The 23,399-nt window shown below is 57.6% G+C and carries 20 protein-coding genes; 7 read left to right on the top strand and 13 right to left on the bottom strand.

Annotated elements, in window-relative coordinates; genetic code table 11:
* Positions 1-412 (top strand): His/Gly/Thr/Pro-type tRNA ligase C-terminal domain-containing protein (locus U9R81_RS05250; protein ID WP_322494466.1); only part of this gene is annotated, 412 nt, incomplete at its 5' end.
* Between the two features lie 227 nt (positions 413-639).
* Here U9R81_RS05250 and U9R81_RS05255 read toward each other — a convergent pair.
* The gene (locus tag U9R81_RS05255) at positions 640-1,509 is read right to left on the bottom strand and encodes a hypothetical protein (RefSeq protein WP_322494467.1); all 870 of its coding nucleotides are present in this window, start codon (positions 1,507-1,509) and stop codon (positions 640-642) included.
* A 452-nt stretch (positions 1,510-1,961) separates the two neighbouring features.
* Here U9R81_RS05255 and U9R81_RS05260 point away from each other — a divergent pair, with 452 nt between their 5' ends.
* Entirely contained in the window at positions 1,962-3,968 is a 2,007-nt protein-coding gene (locus U9R81_RS05260) for a glycosyltransferase family 39 protein (protein WP_322494468.1), read from the top strand.
* 336 nt (positions 3,969-4,304) lie between these two features.
* Here U9R81_RS05260 and U9R81_RS05265 read toward each other — a convergent pair whose 3' ends face one another.
* From U9R81_RS05265 to U9R81_RS05300, 8 genes are all read right to left on the bottom strand, one after another.
* The gene (locus tag U9R81_RS05265; RefSeq protein ID WP_322494469.1) at positions 4,305-4,688 is read right to left on the bottom strand and encodes a NifB/NifX family molybdenum-iron cluster-binding protein; all 384 of its coding nucleotides are present in this window, start codon (positions 4,686-4,688) and stop codon (positions 4,305-4,307) included.
* Positions 4,689-4,729: 41 nt separating this feature from the next.
* Positions 4,730-5,215 carry a thioredoxin domain-containing protein gene (locus U9R81_RS05270; RefSeq protein ID WP_322494470.1) on the bottom strand — a complete coding sequence of 162 codons (486 nt, stop codon included), beginning with the start codon at positions 5,213-5,215 and terminating at the stop codon, positions 4,730-4,732.
* Positions 5,216-5,396: 181 nt separating this feature from the next.
* Complete coding sequence (locus tag U9R81_RS05275; protein ID WP_322494471.1) at positions 5,397-6,209, bottom strand: endo alpha-1,4 polygalactosaminidase; 813 nt, start codon at positions 6,207-6,209, stop codon at positions 5,397-5,399.
* Positions 6,202-6,591 carry a DUF3592 domain-containing protein gene (locus tag U9R81_RS05280; RefSeq protein WP_322494472.1) on the bottom strand — a complete coding sequence of 130 codons (390 nt, stop codon included), beginning with the start codon at positions 6,589-6,591 and terminating at the stop codon, positions 6,202-6,204. Before U9R81_RS05280 ends, U9R81_RS05275 begins: the two co-directional genes overlap by 8 nt.
* A gap of 217 nt (positions 6,592-6,808) precedes the next feature.
* Positions 6,809-7,135, bottom strand: a complete 327-nt coding sequence (locus U9R81_RS05285; protein WP_322494473.1) for a hypothetical protein — start codon at positions 7,133-7,135, stop codon at positions 6,809-6,811.
* 79 nt (positions 7,136-7,214) lie between these two features.
* Complete coding sequence (locus tag U9R81_RS05290) at positions 7,215-7,934, bottom strand: choice-of-anchor Q domain-containing protein (protein WP_322494474.1); 720 nt, start codon at positions 7,932-7,934, stop codon at positions 7,215-7,217.
* Positions 7,935-8,244: 310 nt separating this feature from the next.
* A complete protein-coding gene (locus U9R81_RS05295; RefSeq protein WP_322494475.1) occupies positions 8,245-9,318 on the bottom strand; it encodes a putative CRISPR-associated protein in 1,074 nt (357 codons plus the stop codon).
* A 115-nt stretch (positions 9,319-9,433) separates the two neighbouring features.
* Positions 9,434-11,878 carry a glycoside hydrolase family 31 protein gene (locus U9R81_RS05300; protein WP_322494476.1) on the bottom strand — a complete coding sequence of 815 codons (2,445 nt, stop codon included), beginning with the start codon at positions 11,876-11,878 and terminating at the stop codon, positions 9,434-9,436.
* Between the two features lie 202 nt (positions 11,879-12,080).
* Between U9R81_RS05300 and U9R81_RS05305 the strand changes: the two genes are divergently transcribed.
* From U9R81_RS05305 to U9R81_RS05325, 5 genes are all read left to right on the top strand, one after another.
* The gene (locus U9R81_RS05305) at positions 12,081-12,518 is read left to right on the top strand and encodes a nucleotidyltransferase substrate binding protein (RefSeq protein WP_322494477.1); all 438 of its coding nucleotides are present in this window, start codon (positions 12,081-12,083) and stop codon (positions 12,516-12,518) included.
* Entirely contained in the window at positions 12,518-12,871 is a 354-nt protein-coding gene (locus U9R81_RS05310; RefSeq protein ID WP_416180936.1) for a nucleotidyltransferase family protein, read from the top strand. The genes U9R81_RS05305 and U9R81_RS05310 overlap by 1 nt, the downstream gene beginning before the upstream one ends.
* 340 nt (positions 12,872-13,211) lie before the next feature.
* Positions 13,212-13,658, top strand: a complete 447-nt coding sequence (locus tag U9R81_RS05315) for a hypothetical protein (RefSeq protein WP_322494479.1) — start codon at positions 13,212-13,214, stop codon at positions 13,656-13,658.
* Positions 13,659-14,515: 857 nt separating this feature from the next.
* Positions 14,516-16,009, top strand: a complete 1,494-nt coding sequence (locus U9R81_RS05320) for a cryptochrome/photolyase family protein (RefSeq protein WP_322494480.1) — start codon at positions 14,516-14,518, stop codon at positions 16,007-16,009.
* A 506-nt stretch (positions 16,010-16,515) separates the two neighbouring features.
* On the top strand, positions 16,516-17,547 hold the full coding sequence (locus tag U9R81_RS05325; protein ID WP_322494481.1) for a hypothetical protein: 1,032 nt from the start codon (positions 16,516-16,518) through the stop codon (positions 17,545-17,547).
* A 132-nt stretch (positions 17,548-17,679) separates the two neighbouring features.
* Here U9R81_RS05325 and U9R81_RS05330 read toward each other — a convergent pair whose 3' ends face one another.
* The 4 genes from U9R81_RS05330 to U9R81_RS05345 all read right to left on the bottom strand — a co-directional run bounded on the left by U9R81_RS05330 (position 17,680) and on the right by U9R81_RS05345 (position 23,057).
* Positions 17,680-19,113, bottom strand: coding sequence for a rhamnulokinase family protein (locus U9R81_RS05330; RefSeq protein WP_322494482.1), 1,434 nt, complete (start codon positions 19,111-19,113; stop codon positions 17,680-17,682).
* Between the two features lie 15 nt (positions 19,114-19,128).
* The gene (locus U9R81_RS05335; RefSeq protein WP_322494483.1) at positions 19,129-21,321 is read right to left on the bottom strand and encodes a bifunctional rhamnulose-1-phosphate aldolase/short-chain dehydrogenase; all 2,193 of its coding nucleotides are present in this window, start codon (positions 21,319-21,321) and stop codon (positions 19,129-19,131) included.
* Positions 21,322-21,374: 53 nt separating this feature from the next.
* The gene (locus U9R81_RS05340; RefSeq protein WP_322494484.1) at positions 21,375-22,655 is read right to left on the bottom strand and encodes an L-rhamnose isomerase; all 1,281 of its coding nucleotides are present in this window, start codon (positions 22,653-22,655) and stop codon (positions 21,375-21,377) included.
* 78 nt (positions 22,656-22,733) lie between these two features.
* Complete coding sequence (locus U9R81_RS05345) at positions 22,734-23,057, bottom strand: L-rhamnose mutarotase (protein ID WP_322494485.1); 324 nt, start codon at positions 23,055-23,057, stop codon at positions 22,734-22,736.
* Positions 23,058-23,399: the final 342 nt, after the last annotated feature.

A 23,399-nucleotide genomic window follows, 5' to 3' on the forward strand; every position in this document is an offset into this window, starting at 1 on the left:
ATTGTACCTTGCCGGGATCGAACTCGATCTCGAACCGCTGCTACACCTCGCCGTCGAGCAGCGCCACGACGAACGCGGCATCGTCTGGCCGGCGGCAATCGCGCCGGTAGATGCGCATGTGATCACGCTGGGCCGGAGTGACGCGGTGGCAACCGCCGGGCAAGCGCTCGCCGATGACCTGCGCGCTGCCGGGTTGGCCGTGCTGCTCGACGACCGAGATGAACGGGCGGGGGTGAAGTTTAACGATGCCGACCTGATCGGCGCACCGTGGCGAGTGGTGGTAAGCGAGAAACTGCTGGCCGCCGGGCAAGTCGAAGTGCGCCGGCGCACCGAAGCTCAAGCGACGGTGATCGCGCGGGAAGAGGTGGTAGCGTGGTTGGGGAGTGTGAGTACAACGAATAGGAATAGTTAACCTCGTTCAGACCATTTCGCAAGTATGGATGCATTTAGCTCACGCCGCTTGCATTTCACAAACGGCGTGAGCTGACCGGCAACTTGCGGTGAATGTACCACAACAACTACAGCAAGCAGTCAATAAACTGACGAGAAGATATTTTCTCTGCAAAGCAAATTCTAATTATCATTCATCAAGACAAACTGCCAAATCTTGACCATATTTAATTTTAGCTACCTGACATGTCATTCTAATAATTTCTTGATTTCATAACGACCATAATTAGTACCCAAAAACCATCCTGATTTCAGTCTCACAGACAAGTCGCATAGATCAGACCGATCGGGATAAAGCTCTTGTTTCGTTCGCGCCAAATAACGACGTTTATGTCCATGCGTCGGCAAGGCAGCAAATCGTTCCGGGAACGCCGGATCATGTTCAGACAAAACTTCAAAAACCTGAATCAACACATCCTTAGCTTTTGAAATGCGATAATCACGCCCTTTGAAACGAAAACCCAAAAAACCTTGTGGACAGCCTTCAGGCAAAATAGGAGGTAAGGATTCAGTAGTAGGCCGATCTATTATTCGAACACGCTCTTTGAGAAAACGAGCTACTATATCTAAATCCGGCTTATAACCACAGAGACTTGCGACCTGATCAGCGATAAGTTCTAGCAATAAATCATCTTCATCGCCAATCAGCTTGGCCATAGCTTTCGGTAAAGTATCACGTATTTGCCGATCGCGTGACGCATTCCGATAGTCTTCACGGGCTGCCTCAATAGCTTTACCGGATAGAACATCATTGTAATTGAGATAGCGATTGAGACGAGTAACACATTCAGAGATGTCGCGTTCAATAATATCAAGTTTATAGACTCTTCGTTCACCGTAATCACCCCGCTCACCGGGCAAAAAGAAATTCCATTCACGTCCATCAGTCAAAACGGCTAAGGGAACGCCAACATGAAAAGCATATTCAAATAGTTGTCTCTCAGTGCCTTCACTTTTGCCAACTTGCTTAACCTCGAGAAACACTTTTGGCTTACCAGAATGATCACATAGTGACGTAATCGACTCGACCGCCAGCCAAGGAGTATTCAGGACAAACAATTTGTATATCGTAGCATGGCCAAGACAACGCGCTCAGGAGGCGAAGAACGATTCCTTGGGAGACCGAGGCTTCGTTAGCGAATCGACCACTTGTAATACCATTCCGAATCTCCTCAATGTGTTGCTTCAAATCCATACAAATCCGTCCTCCAAAGCAAGAGGTGTTGACGGTGCGTAAGCTAAAGTACTGTATTGTCGGTCATTATAAGATAACTCGTTTTTAATATAAATGTAGCTGTACTAGCCATATAAGAACAAAGGGAACAAAAGTGAACTCAGCTTTCGCTTACATACCAAAGTAATCGTTGCCATGCTATTCAACAGCATATATAACTCACAACGAGTAGCTATAACTGCGTCCTGTCGAGAGAGTGCATAATTGCAGCGGCTTATACAGAATCAGGTCATACTCGGCGTAACACCAACGTTCGGCGTATAGCGGACACATTGCAATGAACGCTTCCACAGCCACCCAACCGTCGCCTGAACCTGCTTCATGGCTGGAACGGCCACGCTGGCGGGGGCTAACCTTCAACCGCGCCGTGCTGCTGGCGCTGATGGCGCTCTCCGCTGGTTTGCATTTCTTCAACATCCAAGCGATCGGCGACGCCAATGCGTACTACACCGCGGCGGTCAAGGCAATGCTGCAATCGTGGCCTAACTTCTTCTTTGTCGCTGCCGAACCGGGTGGTTCGGTGACGGTTGATAAGCCGCCGCTTGGCTTGTGGATCGAAGCCGCGTTTGCGCTGGCGCTGGGTGTCAACGGGTTTGCGGTCAGCTTGCCCAACCTCCTCGCCGGCATCTTTGGCGTCCCGCTGCTGTATGCACTGGTCAAGCGCCAGATGGGGACGCTGGCCGGCCTCGTCGCCGCCGCTGTCTTTGCGATCACGCCGGTGGTGATCGGCACTGATCGCAACAATACGATGGATGGAATGCTGGTCTTTACGCTGCTGCTGGCAACGTGGGCCTTCATCACCGCAACCGCGACCGGCAAGCTGCGGTGGCTGCTGCTTGGCGGCGTGCTAATGGGATTGGGCTTTAATATCAAGATGCTGCAAGCGTTTTTACCGCTGCCCGCTCTCTATGCCCTCTCCTTCTTTGGCGCGCCTCAACCATGGCGGCAGAAGATCGTTCACCTGAGCGTAACGACAGTCTTGCTGATAGCGGTGTCACTATCATGGGCGATAGTGGTGGATTTAACGCCGGCCAGCGCCCGTCCTTACGTTGGCAGCAGCCAAAGCAACAGCGTGATCGAGTTGATGATCGGCTACAACGGTCTCAATCGTCTGCTGGGGATGCAGCCCAATCCGTCCGGTGCGCCGCCGGCGGGTTTAGCCGGCCCCGGCGGCTTCAACCCAAATCAATTGCCGGATCATCCATCGTATCCGCCTTTGGCTCAACCGCTGCCGGGCATGGCCGGCGGGCCGCCCTTCCCGCTAGGGAATCGCCCAAGCGACGGCATGTTTGGGCAAGAGGTAGGCACGCCGTCGGCCATCCGCTTGTTCGTGCCACCGTTAGCCAAAGAGCTCAGTTGGTTGCTGCCTTTCGGGTTGGTCTGCTTGATCGGGTTGATCATCGCTGCGCGCTGGTCATGGCCATTAGCTGCCGAGCAGCAGGCTGCCGTGCTCTGGGGCGGCTGGCTCTTGATTGGACTGGTCTTCTTCAGCGTTGCCAACTTCTTCCACGACTACTACGTGATCATGCTGGCCGCACCGTTAGCGGCGGTGATCGGCGGCGGGGTAGCGGTGATGTGGCGTGAGCGGGAACGGGGTTGGGTGCGGTGGACGCTGGCGTTGGCGGCGACCGGCACGCTGGCCTTCCAGTGGTGGCTGGCGGGGCAATACGGGCAAGATGGGTGGTGGCTGCGGCTCGCGGCAGTCGGGCTGGTCAGCGGTTTGATCGCTCTGCTGATAGGGGGCTGGTGGCAACGGCAGAGTACGTTACCGGCAGCCTATGCCTTGCTGGTTGGAGCTATTCTCATCACCCCCCTCGCATGGTCGGCGCTCACCGTGGCCGAGCAAAGCCCGGATGTGGCATTGCCCGGCGCGTATGGCGGGCAAGGGTTCGGCAGGGGTCTGCCGGCGCCGGCTGATGCATCGGCCTTCCCCAACCAGCGCCCGCCCGATCAGGCCGGTGATCCTAGCGCATTGCTGGCCTTCTTACAAACCAACACCCAAGGCATTGACTATCTCGTCGCCGTGCCGAGCGCGCAGACTGGCGCGCCGTTGGTGCTGGTCACCGGCAGGCCGGTGTTGTACATGGGAGGGTTTAGCGGCAGCGATCCGGTGATTGATGCGGAAGGGTTAGAGAAACTCGTTACGGCGGGCCGGTTGCGTTACGTACTTTTCGGCGGGCGCGTGCAGGGCAATGAGATCAGTGCGTGGCTGCAAACCCATTGCACGCCGGTTGAGGGGTTCAGCCAAGGGAGGCAAGTGTTGTATGAGTGTATGCGGAAATGATGACAACCTCCTGTTCCGCATCCCCAAAACATCTTCGCGCTCTCGACGTCCTTGACGGCTTTGCGTTTAGGGGCTTTGCGCCTTTACCCACTTTGCGGCTTGATCATTGGCTCCACCCCCGACCCCTCCCCAGCTGGGGGAGGAGAGCACCTTCGCCGCCATACCTGCCCCCGCACAGCAGGAGCGGGGAGCAACTGTGTTCCGCGCTACCATGCCGCTCGCACCTTGCAGCAAACTCCCTCTCCCGCCGCGAAGTGGGAGAGGGAGCCGGGGGGAGAGGGCATTACCAAGGGAACACCGCAAAATCTATCGGGGGCAAGGCACGCCGCGCCACGCTCAATGCCGGTGATGCACCCGTTCAGGATGGTGGGTGAGTGTACCGTTCACATACGCCTGCACCGCTTCATCAATCGTGCGCAAGGGAGTGCAGATGGCTTGGATACCGGCAGCCTGCATCCCTTGAAAGGCCGGTTCACCCATACCGCGGGCCACCACCATCTGGCAATCAGGCACGGCTTCCACCAACCAATGATGCGAGCCATGGTGGTGGTGATGATGGTGATGATCGTGCTCCTCTGCCTGATGATGGCGCCGCCCTTTCGGACGCGCTTCCCGATTCACCACTTGCCCTTGCTCGATCGTCACGACTTCATACCACTGGGCCCGGCCAAGGTGCGGGCTAATTGTCTGATGGTCATCGGTGGCAAAGGCAATCTTCATGAAGCCCTCCCAGAGTTCTGTTTGCTGGCGATATCTTGCACCTACCCGGTAATCGCTTTCCACACCGGACAACGATCGTAGACGGCGCTAAAGAAGACGAGACCGGCCAGCACATACAACGGCCAACCGCCGCTGGTTGCAAAAGCCAGCGCCACTAGCACCAACGCGATCGCAATCCGCAGCAAGCGCTCGACCGGTTTCAGACGCGGCGGGGTCTTACCTTCCGAGAGCAGGCGAAACATCTCGTTCAGATCGCTCTCGGACTTGGCGCCGAGATGGCGCGAAATCTCTTGCCCATCGCGAAACGCGATCAGGGTTGGGATGCCAAAAATCTTCAACTCGCGCAACAGATCCGGATGGTCTTCGGCGTTAATCTCCCAGAGCGCCACCTTCCCCTGATATTCTTGCGCCAGCCGCTTCAAAATAGGCCGCGTCACCCGGCAGGGCATACACCACGGCGCCCAAAAATCCACCACCACTGGCTGGGGATAGGTACGCAATTGGGCTTGAAATTCGGCAAGGTTCATGCTTGTCTCCTTAAACGCTCCCGGCAGACGCTCGCGCCGGGCAACCCTCTGATAGGTAAGATGCGCAATACTACGTCGATGTTACAACACCACAATGTGGAATGCGGCAGTTAAACTGCCGCACTCCATATCAACACGTAGTATTTCGCCAGACAGATCCAGCATAAGAGCTGCGCAAACGTTACGACCTTGCCCGCCACTCGCAGCAATCGGTCCGGTAGGCGTCGAGTTGCCAACGCTTATGTAACGCATTGACATTCATAGCCAGCACCTGCGGGCAAAATGCTGCCGGTTCCAACTCATACTCGATCACAAACACCGGCTTGCCGGCCTGCAAAAAGGGCAATAGCAGATCGCATTCGTGGTACGAAAAGCACTCTTCGTTGAGCACCCAATCAAAAGAGGAGACTAAGGCCGGGATTTGATCGAGATCGCTCTTCAAACCGATCAACAAGCCGCGCTGATGGGCCGCCTCGGCCAGCCAGATGTTGTAGCGTTCTTGATCGGCGGCGGTCAGCGGGAAACCAGTGTCATTGGCATAGCCGTTGACATTATCAGGATCAACGCCATCACACCCCTTGCTGAACGCAAGGTCAAGCCGGGCTTGCATAATCGGCGCTAGCGCATCAATGCGACGGATGTCGAGCCATTTCTCACCGGGCCAACCAGCCAGTTCTTTACCCAGCGCATCAACTGGAAAGTGCGCCGCGTCAGGCCGCCAAGCTTCATACGAACCGGCGCTGAAATAACACATCACGAACACGCCGCGCCGGCGCAGTCGATCGATGGTCTCAGCCGGGGTATCAAAGAGATCGACGTTGAACACGTCTGCGTTCACATCGATCTGCAATGGACCGGTGTATTGAATTTGCCAGCGCACTTGCAACGGCAACCTCGCCGGCGGCGTAGACGTTGGCGAGGTTGGAGGCAACAGCGCGCAGCCGGCAACAAGGAGCAGTAGAAGCGAGGTTCGTGAATAAATCCTCTTAACCACCGCCGCCAAACCAGCCCATTATAAGATCCCCTACCCCCAACAAGAACAGAATGCCTCCAATAATCACAAAGACGAAGAGAAACCGGTCGCTTTCGCCCTTGATCCGAGCTTGATCAGGCCGGTTGGGAGGATAGACCACCGTGACAATTTGGCCAACAGTATGGGCAGGGGGATAGAAAGCCACCTGCCCGGTGAAGGTGACTTCTTGACCGTTCTGCGTGATAAAGCGCACCACCGGCTGAGCCGCGCCTTCTTCGTCAACCTTCAAATCAATCACGGCGCCTTGAGTTTCAATGTTGCGCCGCAAATAGTGGCTTTGGTAAAAGACATAACCAGCGGACACGAGCAGGAAGAAGCCGGTGCCAAGCAGAAACAGCGCCATAGATCACCTCGCAGATGAACGATTGTCTAGCGCTAGCTATCGTAGCAAACGAAGATTAAGACGAAGTTATGAAGCGCGCTAAACTGGAACGCCTTCCGCGACCAGCGCGCAATCACAACACGCCTGTCACGCAACACCCCCGCCCTGCATCAGACAGAGCGGGGGCAAACATACACTACTACAGCCTTACCAAGAACTCGCTGCGATTGAAGCTATCTCAAGAACGCGACACCAGCGGCACGTAGACTTTCACATTGACCGTCACGGTATCGGCGCAGGAATTGTTACCCTCGTTGATCTCAGCCACAGCGCCATCAGGATTCACCCGGCAGACACCGCCAGCGGCTGGGTTGGCCAGCGTACCCGTAGTGGCAGGGGTAACGCCGACCACGACCTCGAACGAACTCGCAGGAGCGCCAAGCGTTACCTCATCGCCATCAGCGGTGCAGGTCAGGGTAGTGCCGGCAATCGCGCATGCGATATTGCTGCCATTCGGCACATTCACGAGGTTCTGCACTACCGGCGTACCATAAGGTTGCGCCAAGCGGCAAATCGTCCCGGAAGATCGCTTGTCCGCTGGCAAAGGCAGCGGCGGCGACGCCGGCATTGGCAACGGTCACCGTCTATGTAAACGGCTGGCCAACCGTCGCCGTGCCACTAACATTATTGGTCTTAGTCGCCGAAAGATCGGCAAACGCCGCCGCCACGGCGCCAATGTCACAGACCACAAGGCTATCGCTATTGCCGTTTTGGGGGCGGGCGACGCCATTCTGCGATTGGTTATTAACCGGCGCAGCAGCGCAGACCGCATTGTCGCCAGCGTCAATCGCTACGCTGCCGGGCAACAGCGGGAAATAGCCGGGTACACCGGTAAATGGGCCGAAATTCAACTGTGCTACCGTCACTTGAGTGAAACTTGAGCCACAGGTATTATCAGTGGTCAGATTCGTTGCGCTATCGGCAGCAAACGAGCCAAAACAATTACCGCCACTGACACTATTAGCGATAATTGTATTCTTGACCGTGACGCTGCCGCCGTTAACATAGATGCCGCCGCCGCTCGTATTGGCCCGGTTGCGCCAGAAGGTCGCATTCACCACCGCCAGCGTACCGGCCACGCTGTTATAGATGCCGTCGCCGCGGTTACTTGCCTGATTGCCGGAAAAGGTGCTATTGGCGATGGTGGCCGCGCCATTGCTGCTGTAGATAGCGCCGCCGGTTAGAGCAACGCTATTGCCGCGAAACGTGCTGCTCGTGACGACCAAGGTACCGGATCGCACCGCCATTCTGAGCGCTATTTTCACAAAAAAGCTATCGCGCACGGTTAGCGCGCCGTTGATCATTGCCAATCATACGTATTACTCGATCAACATCCGCCGAGCTAATGGTTGGGTGCAGGAGGAAGAGACTGCGCAGAAAAGTTCATCACCAATCTGTTCAAAAGATTGGCGATGATGCTTAGAATATTGCCGCTATGTCAAAACAGCTCAAGCACAGTGCGAAGATTGGCCAATTTCTACTCACGTACTGCCTTGTGATACGGTGCTTGCAGGCACTCTAAGACGGACTGTTACGACACCGCCGCTATTGCTGCTTGAACGGTAGAAAGCGTTATAATTTGCATACATGCAAACCCGTTACTCAGAACAGGTTCTAACGCACGATGCGACGGCGAAGATATTCCGCTACGAGCTCTGTTTGCGCCTCACCACGCGCGGTTGTTTCAACCCGCAATGGCAACGCTTGCCCAGCCGCTTCAAAGCGTACTGCTAATGTTCCTGATTGAGCATCCACGATCTTGACCGGTGGACCACTAAATCCGGTATCATCATACATGACCGATGTGACACAATCGATCGCGCACAAGCGCCGAACAAACTGTTCCCACCCTCTTGGCCGGTGATGGCCAACATTTGAGACTCGATTCTTCTCATCCGGTGACAATGAAACTGATTCAGGCCACTTTGCACGCGGACGATCTTCCGCCTTCGCCAACGCTGCTTGGTAGATCATATTCCCAGCAGCGTTCAAATAGGTATGACCATCACTCGCATCCTCAACTAACGGGCGCAGGTCAGGCCGGCTTTTCAGCCAATGCTCGACCTCATGACTTGGACGAGGCTCGGCATCTATCCATTCAAAGAAGTCGCGATGCTTTTCTAGCAATTCATCCACATTCCACGCTAGCGGCAAGCGCGGTAATCTCACCACTTCGCGGAACTGTTCGTGGATGTAGTAGACCTCAACGCCTAGCAATGCACCGAGCAAATTTAAAAAAGCAATCTCAGCCTTAAAACCGCCAGTCGCACAAAACACGGGCTTGTGCGCTTGCCGTTCTGCCTCTAATACCGCCGTAATCGCTACCGACACCAGACTCCGTAACCCGCGTTGGGCAAAACTCTCATGTTCATACCCAAGCGCCGTGATCTGGCGCTCAATCACCTCAGCACACTGCCGGCGGTAAAAGACGGCTAATTGCTGTGAGCAGAACCGCCCTTCTGGAGTATCTGAATGCAGCAACACCAACCGATCGGACTCTTCAAGGCCCAGTGCTTGCAAGGTGTTTGTTTCTGCACTTGCAGCAACTAAATCGGCCGATTCCAGCCATTGCTGTACCGTACTCTGATCAGGTAGCGGATGGCCGGCACGCGCATTCCATCCACCCCAAGGACGGTCACGGTTGGTTAAGAGCGATGTTCCAACAGTGGTAATGAGTACTCGCGTCATAGTCTTATTACGCTCCTCGCTGGAGTCAACATCGCAGAAACTATCCATCAAGACGCAATACGTCTCTTAGAGACAATACATTGAGAAATTGCAGCGTATACACCATTTTAGACCTTTACAGATTAAACATCACCCCAAACCCCTGCCCGCGATTGGCAAACGAGACCCGGCCATTGGCCAGCAGGTGCGCCACGCCGTCGATCGTAACCGTTGCCGGCTGCGCGCCGTGGATCACCAGTGTGAACGTCTCGCGGGTAAAGGCGGCAAAGCCATTGCCATCTACAGCGGCGTGTAGCGTGAGCTGCGACCCGCGCCGTTCGACCCGGAAGGTGGTGCGGTAGTACGCGCCATGCCGGAAATCGAAGGTAAGGCCGTCGTCTTCGTGCAGCTCTGAGGTGTAAACGCCATCGCACTGCGGCACGAAGAGGTGCAGTTCGATAGTTGGCGGGTAGTAGCCCACCGTCGAAGCCGGCGCTTCCGGCCAGAGCGGAATCACTGCGCCGGCGCGGGCAAACAGCGGGATACGATCGAGCGGCGCTGCCGCCAAGACAAATTGCTCGCCAGCATGCCACGTGTCGCTATGCCAATCGTACCACTCTCCCGCCGGCAGGTAGAGCTGGCGCGCGGTTGCCCCCGGCGCGTAGACCGGCGCGGCCAGCAGATCGCGCCCTACCAAAAACTGGTCATCAATCTCGCGGGTGAGCCGGTCGGTCTGGTAAGCAAACACCAGCGGCTGCTGCACCGGTTCGCCGGTTTCGACGGCGCGCATAAAAGCAGTGGTGAGATAGGGCATCAGCCGGTAGCGCAAGACGATCGCGTCGCGGGCAATCCGCTCGATCGCCGGGCCAAACGACCAAGCGTATTGATCGATGTGGCCGTAGGCGCTGTGGTTGCGGCAGAAGGCGGTTAGCACCGCGCACTGCATCCAACGGGCAAAGAGTTCGGGTTGGGTATCGCCGGCAAACCCACCGATGTCAGCGCCGACAAATGCCTGCCCCGATAGCCCCATCCCCATCGCCATCGGCATACTCAGCCAGAGGTGATCCCAGCGCGCGCAGTTGTCACCCATCCAGTTGGCGGCATAGCGCTGGATACCGGCAAAGCCGGCCCGCGACAACACGAAGGTACGTTGATTGGGAAAGGCTTGCGCCAGCCCTGCAACCGTCGCCATCGCCATCAACAGCGCGTACTGGTTGTGATAGCGCTCGTGCGGCTCGCGCCCGCCGTTGAAGCGCATCGCGTAGGGCGGAATGTCGCCGGTGGCCGGCTCGTTCATGTCATTCCAGATGCCGGCAATACCCAAACGCGCATGCTCGGCGTTGAGCTTGCCCCACCATGCCCGCGTCTCTGGCTTGACGAAATCGGGGAAGGCGGTGCGGCCCGGCCACACTTGGCCGATGTAGAGATCGCCGCTGGCCGTGCGGCAGAAGAGATCGTTGGCCCGCCCTTCTTCGTAGAGCGCAAACTGCGGATCAACCTTCACCCCCGGATCGACAATCGTGATCAGGCGAAACCCCTGCTCGCCCAACTGCGCCGCCAGCGCCGCCGGATCGGGAAACAGCGCCCGGTTCCACGTAAAGACGCGGTAGCCGTCCATGTGTTCAATATCAAGCCAGAGCGTGTCGCAGGGAATGCCGCACTCGCGATAGCGCGCAGCCAAGGCGAGCACCTCCGCTTGGCTGTAGCGATGCCAGCGGCACTGGTGATAACCCAAAGCCCAGATCGGCGGCGGCGCCAACCGCCCGGTCAACCACGTAAACCCTTCCAGTATCTCAGCCATCTGCGGCCCGGCGAAGACGTATTCGGTGTATTGGCCGCCCAACGCGCAGATACCGTAGGTTTCGGCGGGGGAGAAATCAACGTGCAGACGATAGCTGTTGTCGAGGAAAAAGCCAGCCGCGTTGCCATACTCGTCAAGATGGTAGAAGAAGGGGATCGAGACGTAATAGGGGTCGAACTCGGTGCTAGTATTTTTCGCGCGCGGATCAGACGGATCGCGCCCGGCAGCGAATTCGGCCTCGCCTTGCGGACTAAGCACGTCGTTATTCCACAGAATAAAATCGCGTCCCTTGCGATTCAACCGGCCTGTCTTCTCACCCAACCCCAAAAAAGCATCTTCGCGCGCGCAGACGCGATGAAACGCAAAGGCATCGTTCAGCGTAGCATACGCCCATGGCAACCCATCGTGACCGAGCGCGGTCTCTAGCACTAGACTGCCATCGCTGCGCCGAACTGTCAGCGTAAACGGATCGCGCCCAATTACCACCTCAAGGCGCGCATTACGAAGCACGACGGCGGCATCGGTTTCCGTCACTGTAAAGGACGGCGCCGGCGCCGCGTTCAAATCAGCGCAGACCGCGTAGGTCGGGTGTTCGTCAAACCAACCGCCGCGACTGATCTTGAACCGCACAATATCGTCACGGATAAACTCAACCCGCAACCACTCGTGGTCGAGCGCCGCGAGCACACCGCGCTCAATCGGCTGCACCGCACCAAGGCGCAGCAGCGGCATAAAATAGCGAGTGTCAGTCAACCCCACCCGCGCCGGGGCTTGCGTCATGGCAGACTCCTCACAGTTCACAACAACGGATCAACATCCGATTGTAGCATAGCGGCGCAAGGCAAGTGTTGGGTATGCACCGGCCTTGCGAGGGGAGTATAATACTGGCAAGCAGTGCCATGATTCCGCTATTGACACCGGCCAGTCATCATAGACATAGTGATCACGATGATATCCCGGCCTGCCCAACCAAAGGCTTGCTATGGCCATCAACACCGAACATCTTGACAATACGCTACGCGCCCTCGAATCGGCGTTAGCTCACTACCAAGCAGTGGCCGGCAAAGACGCGGTTGAGCAAGAGATCTTCCGGCTCGCCATCATCAAAGGCTTCGAGCTAGCGCAAGAGGTCTCGTTCAAGCTAATCCGGCGGCGATTGCGCGACTTTGGTCATAGCAGCCGCAAACTCGAAGCGACGCCGGTGAAAGAACTATTGCGCCTCGCCGCCCAACACAGCCTGCTCTCGATCGCTGAAGTCGAGCGGTGGTTCGGCTATCGCGCCAACCGCAACAACACCGCCCACAACTACGGTGAAGATTTCGTCCAAGCAACGCTCGCGATCTTGCCGGATTTCATTCGTGACGCGCGTGCCTTGGTTAAGCGATTGCGCACCGGCCCAATGCTTGAAGAGGAAGAATGATGCGTGGGCAATATCATCTTGACTTGCCGGAGCGTTATTTGACCGAAGTGCGCGCCATTCTCCAACGTCACGTGCCCGATTACGACGTATGGGCGTATGGCAGCCGGGTGACCGGCGGTGCGTATGCGGCCAGCGATCTCGATCTCGTGGTGCGCAACCCGCATGACCTCTTGCAGCCTTGCGAGCAGATATTTGATCTGATCGAGGCGTTTATCGACAGCGATCTGCCCATCCGGGTTGATGTGTTGGATTGGGCGCGCATCCCGGGATCATTCCGGCGCGAAATCGAGCGCGCATACGTCGTTGTGCAAGAGAGTTCGCAAATCAGTCTTAAGACGGATACCCAACTGTAACCGTGCTTGCTATACTTTTCACAGGTCGAGTGATGGAGCAACAGACGTCGCTCGACATGTATCCTCCCAATCCTCACTGTTGCTCCCCATAATCCCCCTACGGCCACCGGCAAGTGGCCGTTGCCACATGTGTGACGGGTCGCGGCGGCAAGGCCCCGCGACCCTTACCGCATTTCTGGGGTACATATCGCGATGAACCTGCCCAATGACAACAATCCGGCGCCAGCAAAAGTTATTGATTGGTTTATGCAGTATAATAGTAGCATCGATCATTCCTCAGGACGGGCATAAATTGCGCTATACTAGAGACGACGATGTCAAACGGCATGAGGAGTCGGGCGTGTTAACCTCGGATGAGCTGACGCCAACCAGTAATGGCTGCACCCAACGCGAGCTGGAACTCTTGCGCCGCGAATTAGCTGAAGCGCAAGCATTGATCCGTTCGCTGCGCCGCCAACTCGAGAAGACCATGGCCGCCGCGCAAGAAGCGCAGCGCGCCCATGCCAAGATGGTCGAAACGCTCACCGAAACGATGCGCGAAAATACGCTCCTCTGCCACGAGCGCGATATGTGGCGCGCCCGCGCCCAACGGCTCGAAGCCTCGCTCCACGAAGAACCGCGCCCCGGCGCGACGATTGATATTAGTTCGCTGGCCGGTCACATTAGCGAAGACGAAGCGAACGCGATCCGCAAAGCGATGGCCCGGCTCCATCACCCCGACGTCGGCGGCGACCCGGAACGGATGAAGGCGTGGAACGCCGCACTCGATCGCCTGTTCCGCCAGTAGCGCATATCTTCTTACCGCGGAGGACGCGGAGGGTTATGTCTACCCCTTGTGCTTCTTGGCATCCTTTGCGCCGTTGCGATAGCCCCCCTCCCGACCTTTCCCCGCTGGGGAGCGGAGCCACTTCCGCCCTCCCCCGGAGGGTGAGAGACGGGATGGGATCACGCAGCAGGAGCAACTATGGCGGTTGCCGTATCCCCCGGCCCCCAAGGGCCGGGCTATAGTTACGAAGCCCGCTGCGCGGGCTGGTGGCCCGCACCCCCCGGCCCCGCTCCCTCCTGATGGCGGGAGCGGGGGAGCCGCTGAATGGCGAGCAAGGCATTGCAGGAGCGGAACGCAGCAGCGCCCCTCTCCCACTAGCGTCGGAGAGGGGCTGGGGGTGAGTGGACACCAGCAAAGGACTGGCAGCCAGCAATGGTATTTTTGTCTACACACACCGTTCGCGCCTTGCAGTCATTATGCGCGTCCTCATGTCATTGCGAGGGCGCGCAGCGCCCGAAGCAATCTCCCGCTTCTGCGGGACGGATGCCTGCACGGACTAAAACGAACTCCCCTCTCCCGCACTAGTCGGAGAGGGGCTGGGGGAGAGGGCACACGAGCCTATCTTAAAGCCATCAACCACATCTGTGCGCACGCGTTCTGTCCACCCTTAAACCCCGCTGAGGGAGGACGAGGGTGGGGGTAAAATACCGCCGAGCGTGCAGAGGTCGCGGAGGGTTATGATCCCTCCCTTGTGTTCCTTCGCGTCCTCTGCGTCTTTGCGTGTATCATCCTTTGCGTCATCGCGGAGCCGGACAGCCGTCCGGTTCTACGGTGCATTCGCCTGCTCTACGCCTTGATGATACTCAACCGAATCGCTTATGACTGCGCTTTCTGAATCAGTCTGGGTCATCGGCGACCAGCTCAGCCCGACCCATCCCGGCTTGGCCCCCAACCGCCGCGTAGTGTTGATCGAGTCGCTGGCCCGCCTCAACCAACGCCCGTACCATCGCCGCAAACTGGTGCTGATAATCAGCGCCATGCGCCACTATGCCGCCGAACTGCGCGCCGCCGGCTACGAGGTCGATCTGCGCGCGGCGCCGGATTTTCTTAGCGGTCTGCGCGAGCACATTACGACCTTCGGCATCCGCCATCTCATCTGCGTCGCCGCCGCCGAATACGCCACTCGCCAGTTCCAACAGAGTCTGGCAACCGAACTCGGCATTGCGGTGACGATCCTGCCCAACACCCTCTTTCTGGTCGAACGCTACCCACCCGACCGCCCGCCGGCGCTGATGGAGCCGTTTTATCGGGCAATGCGCCGGCAGACCGGCTTATTGATCGAACCGGACGGCGAACCAACCGGTGGTGTGTGGAATCTCGACCATGAAAACCGCCGGCGCTACGATGGCCGGCCAGTGCCGCCGCCATTGCGCTTCCCGCCCGACGAGATGACCCGCCAGACGATCGCCGATCTTGCTGGGGCCTGCCCCAACGCGATCGGCGCTGCCGATCGCTTCGACCTGCCGGTAACGCGCGCGCAAGCCTTAGCGGCGCTCGATGATTTCATTACGCATCGTCTGCCCGACTTCGGCCCGTTTGAAGACGCTATGAGCTCCGAGCACGAGCTGCTCTTTCACTCCCAACTCTCGCCGCTGCTCAACATCGGCTTGCTCGATCCGCTAGAAACGGCGCAAGCCGCAGTGACCGCGTACCAGCGCGGCCACGCGCCGCTCGCCTCAGTCGAAGGCTTTGTGCGCCAGATTATCGGCTGGCGCGAATACATTTACTACCGCTACTGGGAATTGATGCCCGGCCTCTTGCAGGCCAATGCGTGGAGCGCGGAACGGCCATTGCCGGTATGGTACTGGACGGGCCAAACCCGCATGCGCTGTCTAGGTTGCGTCATCGAGCGTGTGCTGCGCACTGGCTACTGCCACCACATCGAGCGGCTGATGGTGCTGTGCAACTTCGCGTTGCTGGCCGGCATCCGCCCGCAAGCCGTCAACGACTGGTTTCTCGAATGCTATGTCGATGCTTATGAGTGGGTGGTCACGCCCAACGTGATCGGGATGGGGTTGAACGCTGACGGCGGGCGCACGGCGACGAAGCCGTATATTGCCAGCGCCGCCTACATCGACAAGATGAGCGACTACTGCAAGGGATGTTTCTACGATCGCAAAGCGCGGGTCGGGCCGCGCGCCTGCCCGTTCAACACGCTCTATTGGAACTTCCTCATCAGCAACGAAACGCGCCTGCGGGCCAACCCGCGCCTCGGCCCGGCGGTGTTGGGTCTCAACCGGCTGAACCCTCATGAACGGGAGGCAATTATCGCCCAATCACAAGAGCTGCTAGGGCGAATAGGCGAGTTGTAAGCAGGATTGAGCCGAATAAGAGCCCGGTCATAAAAGCTATTAGGCCTGATGGGGGAGTTGCAGCCGGATCACGCCTCAGCTATGATATTCGAAACTAGCCATTCTAAACGACATCACGCGGAGCAAGAACTAATGACGAAGAGCATCGCAACCCAAAGAGCTGTTTCAGCGTTACCAAACCTATACGCTTGACGACCCCTACATTCATCTTGCGCTCGCCGAGAATATTGCTAGAGGGCATTACGGCGTCAACGAAAATGAATTTTCCTCACCATCATCGAGCATCATTTGGCCATTTCTCTTGGCCATGTTCGGGACACACCCCTTCGCGCCACTAGCGATCAACATTCTGGTTACTCTTGGTATCGCTCTGCTGCTAAGAACGGTACAAGTCGCCTTAGATCTCACCAACACGAAAAAAGATCGCGCTATTATTTTGTTTCTATCATTATTGATTATCTTTACTACCAATATCCTCGGTTATCCTCGGTTTGGTCTTTACCGGCATGGAGCATTCGCTGCAAGTGTTTTGCACGTTGCTCATTGCCCATGGCTTCATAGAGTACGCGCGCTATCAGCAACTGTCGCGATGGATGCCTGTTGCGCTGATTTTGGCGCCATTGGTGCGGTATGAAAATCTAGCGATTTCGCTCTTGGCTGCGATCTTCCTTATCACAAAAGGCAAACGCTGGCTTGGCCTAGCAACCATCGTCTGTATTGACCTGTTGGTAGGCGGTTCTTTGCTCTTTCTCATGTCGCTGGGGTTGTCACCACTACCAGCATCTATTATTGTCAAATCTACCGCACTATTAGAATCCATCGACATCGATGTACCAAGCCCAATGCTCAACATTGTTATATCGCTTTTCACGCGACCGGGCACAGTCGTGTTTTTCCTGCTCCTGTTCATGGTAACAGGTATCTTTTTGTCAATTATAGAGTCATCTAGAAAACCATTAGCCCTCATTTCTGTACTAGCAACCATAGCACATGTTATGTTTGGCAAGTATGGCGCTTATGGTCAAATTTATATTTCGGTTTTCATCCTTATCATGATGCTTTATCTCTTTCAACCAATAATCATCCATTTATTTCAAACATATAGATCAAGCAGCGCTATAGTAATTTTAACGGTATGGATGGCTTTTCTAGGCAGCGGTCATATCAAAACTTTTCTGTCAACGCCACTTGCTGCTGCTAACATCTATCAACAGCAGTACCAAATGCACCGTTTTGTTACAGAATATTATCAACAGCCAGTAGCTGTCAATAATATTGGTTATGTTTCGCACCACAATAAACGGTATGTACTTGACCTATGGGGGTTAAGTTCGGACGAAACATTACGTCGCGACTATAATCAGCCCGATTGGCTAGCAACAATTATTCGTGATCATGACATAAACATGGTCTACGAAAAGGAATTCGCTATACCAAAGAATTGGATCAAACTAGGTGAGCTGCAGCTTGGCGTGCCGTTGGTGAGCGCGGCAGATTCGCGCGTATCATTACTATGCCGCACGCGAATCGGCGATTAGCGAGATTTACGCCGCACTCCAACGCTTTGTGCCTACGCTGCCGGGAAACGCTAAATTCATCTTTACGTATACCCCGTCACACAGTTGTTTGATATGCAATGACGCGGAGCAATCGTACTCCGCGTCATGAAGTCATTGATGGCACGGTTCGTAGCGTTGCTGTGTGACCGAAGCGGCAGCCACTCGCCGCGCGGTCGCCAGATCAGGTAGATAACCCATCGCAATCGCCTGTACGAGAATGTTACCTAATGCCGTACCTTCGACAGGCCCAGCTATGACTGGACGCCGGCAGGCATCGGCGGTTAATTGGCAAAGCAGCGCGTTTTGGCTGCCGCCGCCAACGATCCGCACGGTAGCGATGGTCTGACCAGTCAGATCGGCTAGCGCATCAATCACCTGCTGGTAGCGCAGGGCAAGGCTATCAAGACAGCAACGGGCAATCTCGCCAACTGTTTCCGGTAGCGGTTGACCGGTACGCCGGCAATAGTCGCGAATACGGGACGGCATATCGCCGACGGCGAGAAATTCGGGTGCATCGGGATCGATCAGCGCGCGGCGCGGCGGCGCGGCGGCGGCTTGCGCGACAATCTCATCCCACGTCAGGCGCAACCCCTCTTCTTGCCAGCGCCGTTGGCACTCTTGCAACAGCCACAACCCGCTTACGTTCTTGAGCAAGCGGATCGTGCCGTACACGCCGCCTTCGTTTGTGACATTCAATTGGCGGGCCGCATCATTGATCAGCGGTTCTGTGCGCTCGACGCCGACCAGACTCCACGTGCCGCTGCTAATGTAGGCGCTCTGCGCATCAAGATGCGGCACGGCGGCAACTGCGCTAGCGGTGTCGTGGGTGCCTACCGCCACCACCGTCACACTTGCCGGCAACCCCAGATCGGCTTGGAGTTCGGGTCGCAGCGGGCCGAGGCGCGTGCCCGGCATCACCAGCGGCGGTAGGATGTGCGGCGGAATGCCCAGCCGGGTGAGCAGATCGGTTGCCCATACCCGCTGCCGCGCATCGAGAAACATTGTTGTGGTCGCGTTGGTGTATTCGGCGACCCGCTGCCCAGTCAGCCAGTAGTGAAAGAGATCGGGAATGAGCAGCATCGTCGCCGCCTGCGCCAACCGTTCCCCCTGCCGTTCAGCATACAGTTGGTAGAGCGTATTAAACGGCAACCGCTGCAACCCGGTGCGCTCGTAGAGTTCTTCCGGCGGGATAAGTTGATCGACCTGCTCGGCGATGCCCTCGTTGCGCGGATCACGGTAAGCGTAGGGATCGCCGATTAACGCACCCTGTTCATCGAGCAGGCCATAATCAACCGCCCACGTATCAATCCCAATGCTAGCTAGCAACGAGACATGCTCGTGTTGGGCATACTGGCGCAACCCGTGCTGCACCTCGCGCCAGAGCCGGTTGGCATCCCAAAACAGATGGCCATCGCGTTCGTCCATCCCATTCGGAAAGCGGTGGAGTTCATCGAGCGCCAGCCGGCTGCCGTCCCAGCGGCCCAAGATCATCCTCCCGCCGGAAGCGCCGATGTCAACCGCAATAAAGTGGGCTAATTCGGGCATAATGCTTCCTCAATATCACCGCAAGAAGGCCTCGTGCAAGCCACCGTCAACCGTAATGATCTGGCCGGTCGTCTGGCTGAGACGCTGGCTGAGCAGCAAGAAGAAGGCTTCAGCCTGATCAGCCGGTGTAATCGGACGCTTGAGCAGCGACCGTTCGGCGTAGAAGCGGGCCAGTTTCTCGGTTAGCGTCTCAGTAGGTTCATCGAGGGTGAAGGGAATGCCGTATTTGGTGAGCGAGGCAATCACCCGATCACGCGGGAACATGCCGCTGCCTTGCACGACCGTCGCCGGCGCGACGCCGTTGACCCGCACTAGCGGCGCGAGTTCGATGGCCAATTCGCGAATAAGGTGATTGGCGGCGGCTTTGCTGGTGTCATAGGCCAACGATCCCTTCTTGGCTACCACGGCATTGACCGAGGTAGTTAGCACCAGATTAGCCGGCAAACCCTGCTCGCGCCAGAGCTTGGCGGCTTCGTCGGCCACCAGATAGTGGCCGGTCACGTTGATTGCGAAGGTCAGCGCCCATTGCTCGTCGCGGATGCGGCCTTCGGCATCGGGAGCGACAAAGATGCCGGCAGTGACGGCCACCGCGTCGAGGCCGCCATAGGCCAGCGTTGCTTGCTGGAGCATAGCGCGCACGCTTGCGCGGTCGGTGATGTCGGCTACCAAGCCGATGGCCGGGCCGCAGGCCGAAATATCACTGCCGGCGACGCCGATCCCCATGCCGTGCTGTTCGATGATGGCCTGCGCTGTCGCCTGCGCTGCAGCGCCGTCTTTGTCAACGCACACGATATGCGCCCCTTCGTTGGCCAAGCGCAGCGCCACCTCGCGCCCAATCCCGCTGCCGCCCCCCACCACTGCAATCACCTGCCGGGCCAGCTCTTTTTCCGGCGGCATGCGGCGCAGCTTCGCCTCTTCGAGCTGCCAATACTCGATATCAAACGCCTCTTGCAGCGGCAGCGCCACATACTCATCAATCGCCTCGGCCCCGCGCATCACCTCGATCGCCGCCGTGTAAAACTCGGCAGTCACCCGCGACTCGCTCTTGTCTTTGCCCCACGCAATCATGCCCAAACCGGGAATAAGAATGACGGTCGGGTTTGGATCGCGCATCGGCGGCGAATCGGGATGGCGGTGGGTTTCGTAGTAGCGGGTGTAATCGGCGCGATAGCCCTCAAGCCCATCAGCCAGCTTGCGGCGCAGATCGGCCAGACTCTCGGCCTGCGGGTTCCAGTCAATATAGAGCGGCTTAATCTTGGTGCGCAGGAAATGGTCGGGGCAACTGGTGCCCAGCTCGGCCAAGCGCGGTGCATCAACGCTATTGACGAAGCGCAGAGTGCGGTCATCGTCTTGAATAGTAGCGATAAACCGGCGCTGACGGCTGATCTGGCCGCGCAGCCACGGCAAGATGGCCGCTAGCGTCTCCCGTCGCTCGGTGAGCGGTAACGCAGCATACTTTGGCCCGCCGAAAGTTGCGTCACCGCGATCACGCTCTTCAATATAGCGCGCCGCGCGCTCGATCAGCTCGAGCGTGCGCTCGTAGCACTCTTGATCATCATCGGCCCAATTGATCAAGCCGTGCCCGCCCAGAATCACCCCCTTCGCCTGCGGATGCTCGCGGCAAATCCGTTCCAGCGTCATGCCCAAATCAAAACCGGGCCGCTGCCACGGCGTCCAAATCACCTCATCGCCGTAGATATCGCGCGTCAGCCGCTCGCCATTGCGCGAGGCGGCAATTGCGATCACCGCATTGGGATGCATGTGATCGACGTGGCGGTAGGGAATGAAGGCATGCAGCGGGGTATCGATCGACGATGCGCGCGGGTTGAGATTGAAGGTGCAATGGGGGTAGAGATCAACCATCGCGTCTTCGATGGCGGTTTTCGGGCCACGGTTGGGATCGCGCAGATAGATCGCGCGCAATTCGCGCAGCTTGTTCAACTCAAGCGAGGCAAAATTGGCGCGCGTGCTGGTGCGCAGGTCGCCGCCCGACCCCTTCACCCACAACACCTCAACCGGCGCACCGGTCAGCGGATCGCGCTCGCTGATTTTGGCCGACGTATTGCCGCCGCCGGTATTGGTGATGCGCTGATCGCTGCCGAGCAGGTTCGAGCGATAGACCAGCCGGGCCACCGGATCGAGCGTCGCAGCATACGCTGCATCCCAACCGTAAGAGACGTGGCGAAAACGAGTGGTATCTGTGTTCATCAGGAAACTCCCTGTTTCGGTAGACAAGCGTGCGAGCAGCATTGTTGCGAGGATCAGCGCGCAGCCAATACCTCGGCTTCGTAGCGCTTAATCTCGTTGAGAAAACTCACCCCGGCTGGCACATCATTGCGATAGCAGTAGACATCCCACACTGCCTGCCATGGCATTCCCTTTAGCTCTTCGAGCAACGCAAGGCGAGCCGTCGTATCGCCAGCCAGTTCGAGTTCGCGCAACCGGGCCGTGGGTTCGAGCAACGCTACGAGCAAGGCGCGCAACGCATTCCGCGCGCCAATCGTCCATGCCGCAACCCGGTTGATGCTAGCATCAAAGAAATCGAGACCAATGTGCGTGCGAGTGAGAAAACCGCCGCGCACCACCTCTTGCATTATCGCTTGGGTTTCGTCAGAGAAGGTCACGACGTGATCGCTATCCCAGCGCACGCCCCGGCTGACATGCAGCAACAGTTCATCGACAAACAACAAAACCGATGAGATTTTATCCGAGATAGTCTCGGTGGGATGGAAATGGCCGCTATCAAGACAGAGCAACAGGCCGGGATGACTGACGGCGTAGCCGAGGTAGAATTCGTGCGAGCCAACGACATAGCTCTCAGAACCGATGCCGAAGAGCTTGGCTTCCACCGCGTCACGATTGTGAGCCGGATCGAGCGGCTCGGCCAGAATCGCGTCGAGTGACTCGCGCAGGCGCTGGCGCGGCCCTAACCGGTCAACCGGCGTATCCTTCATACCATCAGGAATCCAGATATTCGTGACGCAAGGCGTGCCGAGTTCACGGCCAAAGTATGCGCCGATCTGGCGGCATGCGATGCAGTGGTCAATCCAGAAACGGCGAATGGCGGGATCGGGATGGGCCAACGTCATCCCATCAGCGGCCAGCGGGTGTGAAAAGCAGGTTGGGTTGAAGTCGATACCGTGACCGTTGGCCTTCGCCCAATCGAGCCATGTGGCAAAGTGTTCAGGGCGCAGCTCGTCACGGCTAACCTTCACGCCGCCGGTTTCGGCATAGATTGCGTGCAGGTTCAAGCGATGGCGGCCCGGCAACAAACGGTACACCAGATCGAGATCGCTCCGCAGCTCATCGCCGTTGCGCGCTTTGCCCGGATAATTACCGGTCGCGGCAATCCCGCCTTCGAGCGGGCTGCCGGGATTCTCAAACCCACCGACATCATCGCCTTGCCAGCAATGCAGGCTGAGGCTCACGGTCGCCAGCGTCGCCAGCGCCGCTTCGGTATCAACCCCCAGCGCCGCATAGCGTTCGCGGGCCACCGCATAGGCCGCCTCGATCTGCGCTGAAGTTGGAGCAGGAAAGGTCATCGTCTTCTCCCGTCTGCTAGGTTAGCTGTACCGCAGAGCACGCAGAGGGCGCAGAGGCAAAACCGCTATGCCCCTTCCTCAATCGAGATGAAATACCTCTTCGAGTTGTACCATGCTCTGATCAGCATACGTGCCGCTCAGGTTTTCAAAATAAGGCGCCATCATCGCCTGCCAGCGGGCATTCACCTCTTCGGCAGCCATGCCGGCCAGCGCCTGCTCGAAGCTCTCCGGCACTTCGACATAGCCAAACAACAGGCCATCATCACGCATAAAGAGGGTGTAGTTATGCCAGCCGTGCCGGCGCAGCGCATCAAGCATCTCTGGCCAGACGTTGGCGTGATGGGCTTTGTATTCGTCGATTAGTTCTGGTTTGACTTTAAGGGTAAAACCGACTCGTTTCATAGGAACCTCGCTGGTGTTCGTCTGAAAGGATTGGGCTTGATTTGCACAGCCTGTTACGCAGGCGCGCTCCGCTGTCATTGCAAATCGCGCCGCGCTGCCGCTCGGCGCGATACCTAGGCGGTGCAGCACTCGCTCGTCTCTTGTCATTGCGAGGACGCGCCGCGTACAACACGCTCCTATCCCAGTAATCCCCTCCTCTCGCTCCAGTAGGAGATTGCTTCGGGGACTGCGCCCCCGCGCAATGACAGCAATCGAGCGGATACTATCCACTGCCCACCCTTTCTGCAACCGTTCCCAGTAACCCACTCTGCCCGCTCCAGTAGGAGATTGCTTCGGGGGCTG

Origin of the sequence: Chloroflexus sp. (genome assembly GCF_034435895.1) — a bacterium.
Taxonomy (GTDB): Bacteria; Chloroflexota; Chloroflexia; order Chloroflexales; family Chloroflexaceae; genus Chloroflexus.

What these genes read in the sequence shown, in the direction of transcription:
- U9R81_RS05260 (WP_322494468.1), top strand. Translation starts at nt 1,962, where the DNA reads ATGAACGCTTCCACAGCCACCCAACCGTCGCCTGAACCTGCTTCATGG.
- U9R81_RS05265 (WP_322494469.1), bottom strand. Translation starts at nt 4,688, where the DNA reads ATGAAGATTGCCTTTGCCACCGATGACCATCAGACAATTAGCCCGCAC.
- U9R81_RS05270 (WP_322494470.1), bottom strand. Translation starts at nt 5,215, where the DNA reads ATGAACCTTGCCGAATTTCAAGCCCAATTGCGTACCTATCCCCAGCCA.
- U9R81_RS05280 (WP_322494472.1), bottom strand. Translation starts at nt 6,591, where the DNA reads ATGGCGCTGTTTCTGCTTGGCACCGGCTTCTTCCTGCTCGTGTCCGCT.
- U9R81_RS05290 (WP_322494474.1), bottom strand. Translation starts at nt 7,934, where the DNA reads ATGATCAACGGCGCGCTAACCGTGCGCGATAGCTTTTTTGTGAAAATA.
- U9R81_RS05295 (WP_322494475.1), bottom strand. Translation starts at nt 9,318, where the DNA reads ATGACGCGAGTACTCATTACCACTGTTGGAACATCGCTCTTAACCAAC.
- U9R81_RS05300 (WP_322494476.1), bottom strand. Translation starts at nt 11,878, where the DNA reads ATGACGCAAGCCCCGGCGCGGGTGGGGTTGACTGACACTCGCTATTTT.
- U9R81_RS05305 (WP_322494477.1), top strand. Translation starts at nt 12,081, where the DNA reads ATGGCCATCAACACCGAACATCTTGACAATACGCTACGCGCCCTCGAA.
- U9R81_RS05310 (WP_416180936.1), top strand. Translation starts at nt 12,518, where the DNA reads ATGCGTGGGCAATATCATCTTGACTTGCCGGAGCGTTATTTGACCGAA.
- U9R81_RS05320 (WP_322494480.1), top strand. Translation starts at nt 14,516, where the DNA reads ATGACTGCGCTTTCTGAATCAGTCTGGGTCATCGGCGACCAGCTCAGC.
- U9R81_RS05325 (WP_322494481.1), top strand. Translation starts at nt 16,516, where the DNA reads ATGGAGCATTCGCTGCAAGTGTTTTGCACGTTGCTCATTGCCCATGGC.
- U9R81_RS05330 (WP_322494482.1), bottom strand. Translation starts at nt 19,113, where the DNA reads ATGCCCGAATTAGCCCACTTTATTGCGGTTGACATCGGCGCTTCCGGC.
- U9R81_RS05335 (WP_322494483.1), bottom strand. Translation starts at nt 21,321, where the DNA reads ATGAACACAGATACCACTCGTTTTCGCCACGTCTCTTACGGTTGGGAT.
- U9R81_RS05340 (WP_322494484.1), bottom strand. Translation starts at nt 22,655, where the DNA reads ATGACCTTTCCTGCTCCAACTTCAGCGCAGATCGAGGCGGCCTATGCG.
- U9R81_RS05345 (WP_322494485.1), bottom strand. Translation starts at nt 23,057, where the DNA reads ATGAAACGAGTCGGTTTTACCCTTAAAGTCAAACCAGAACTAATCGAC.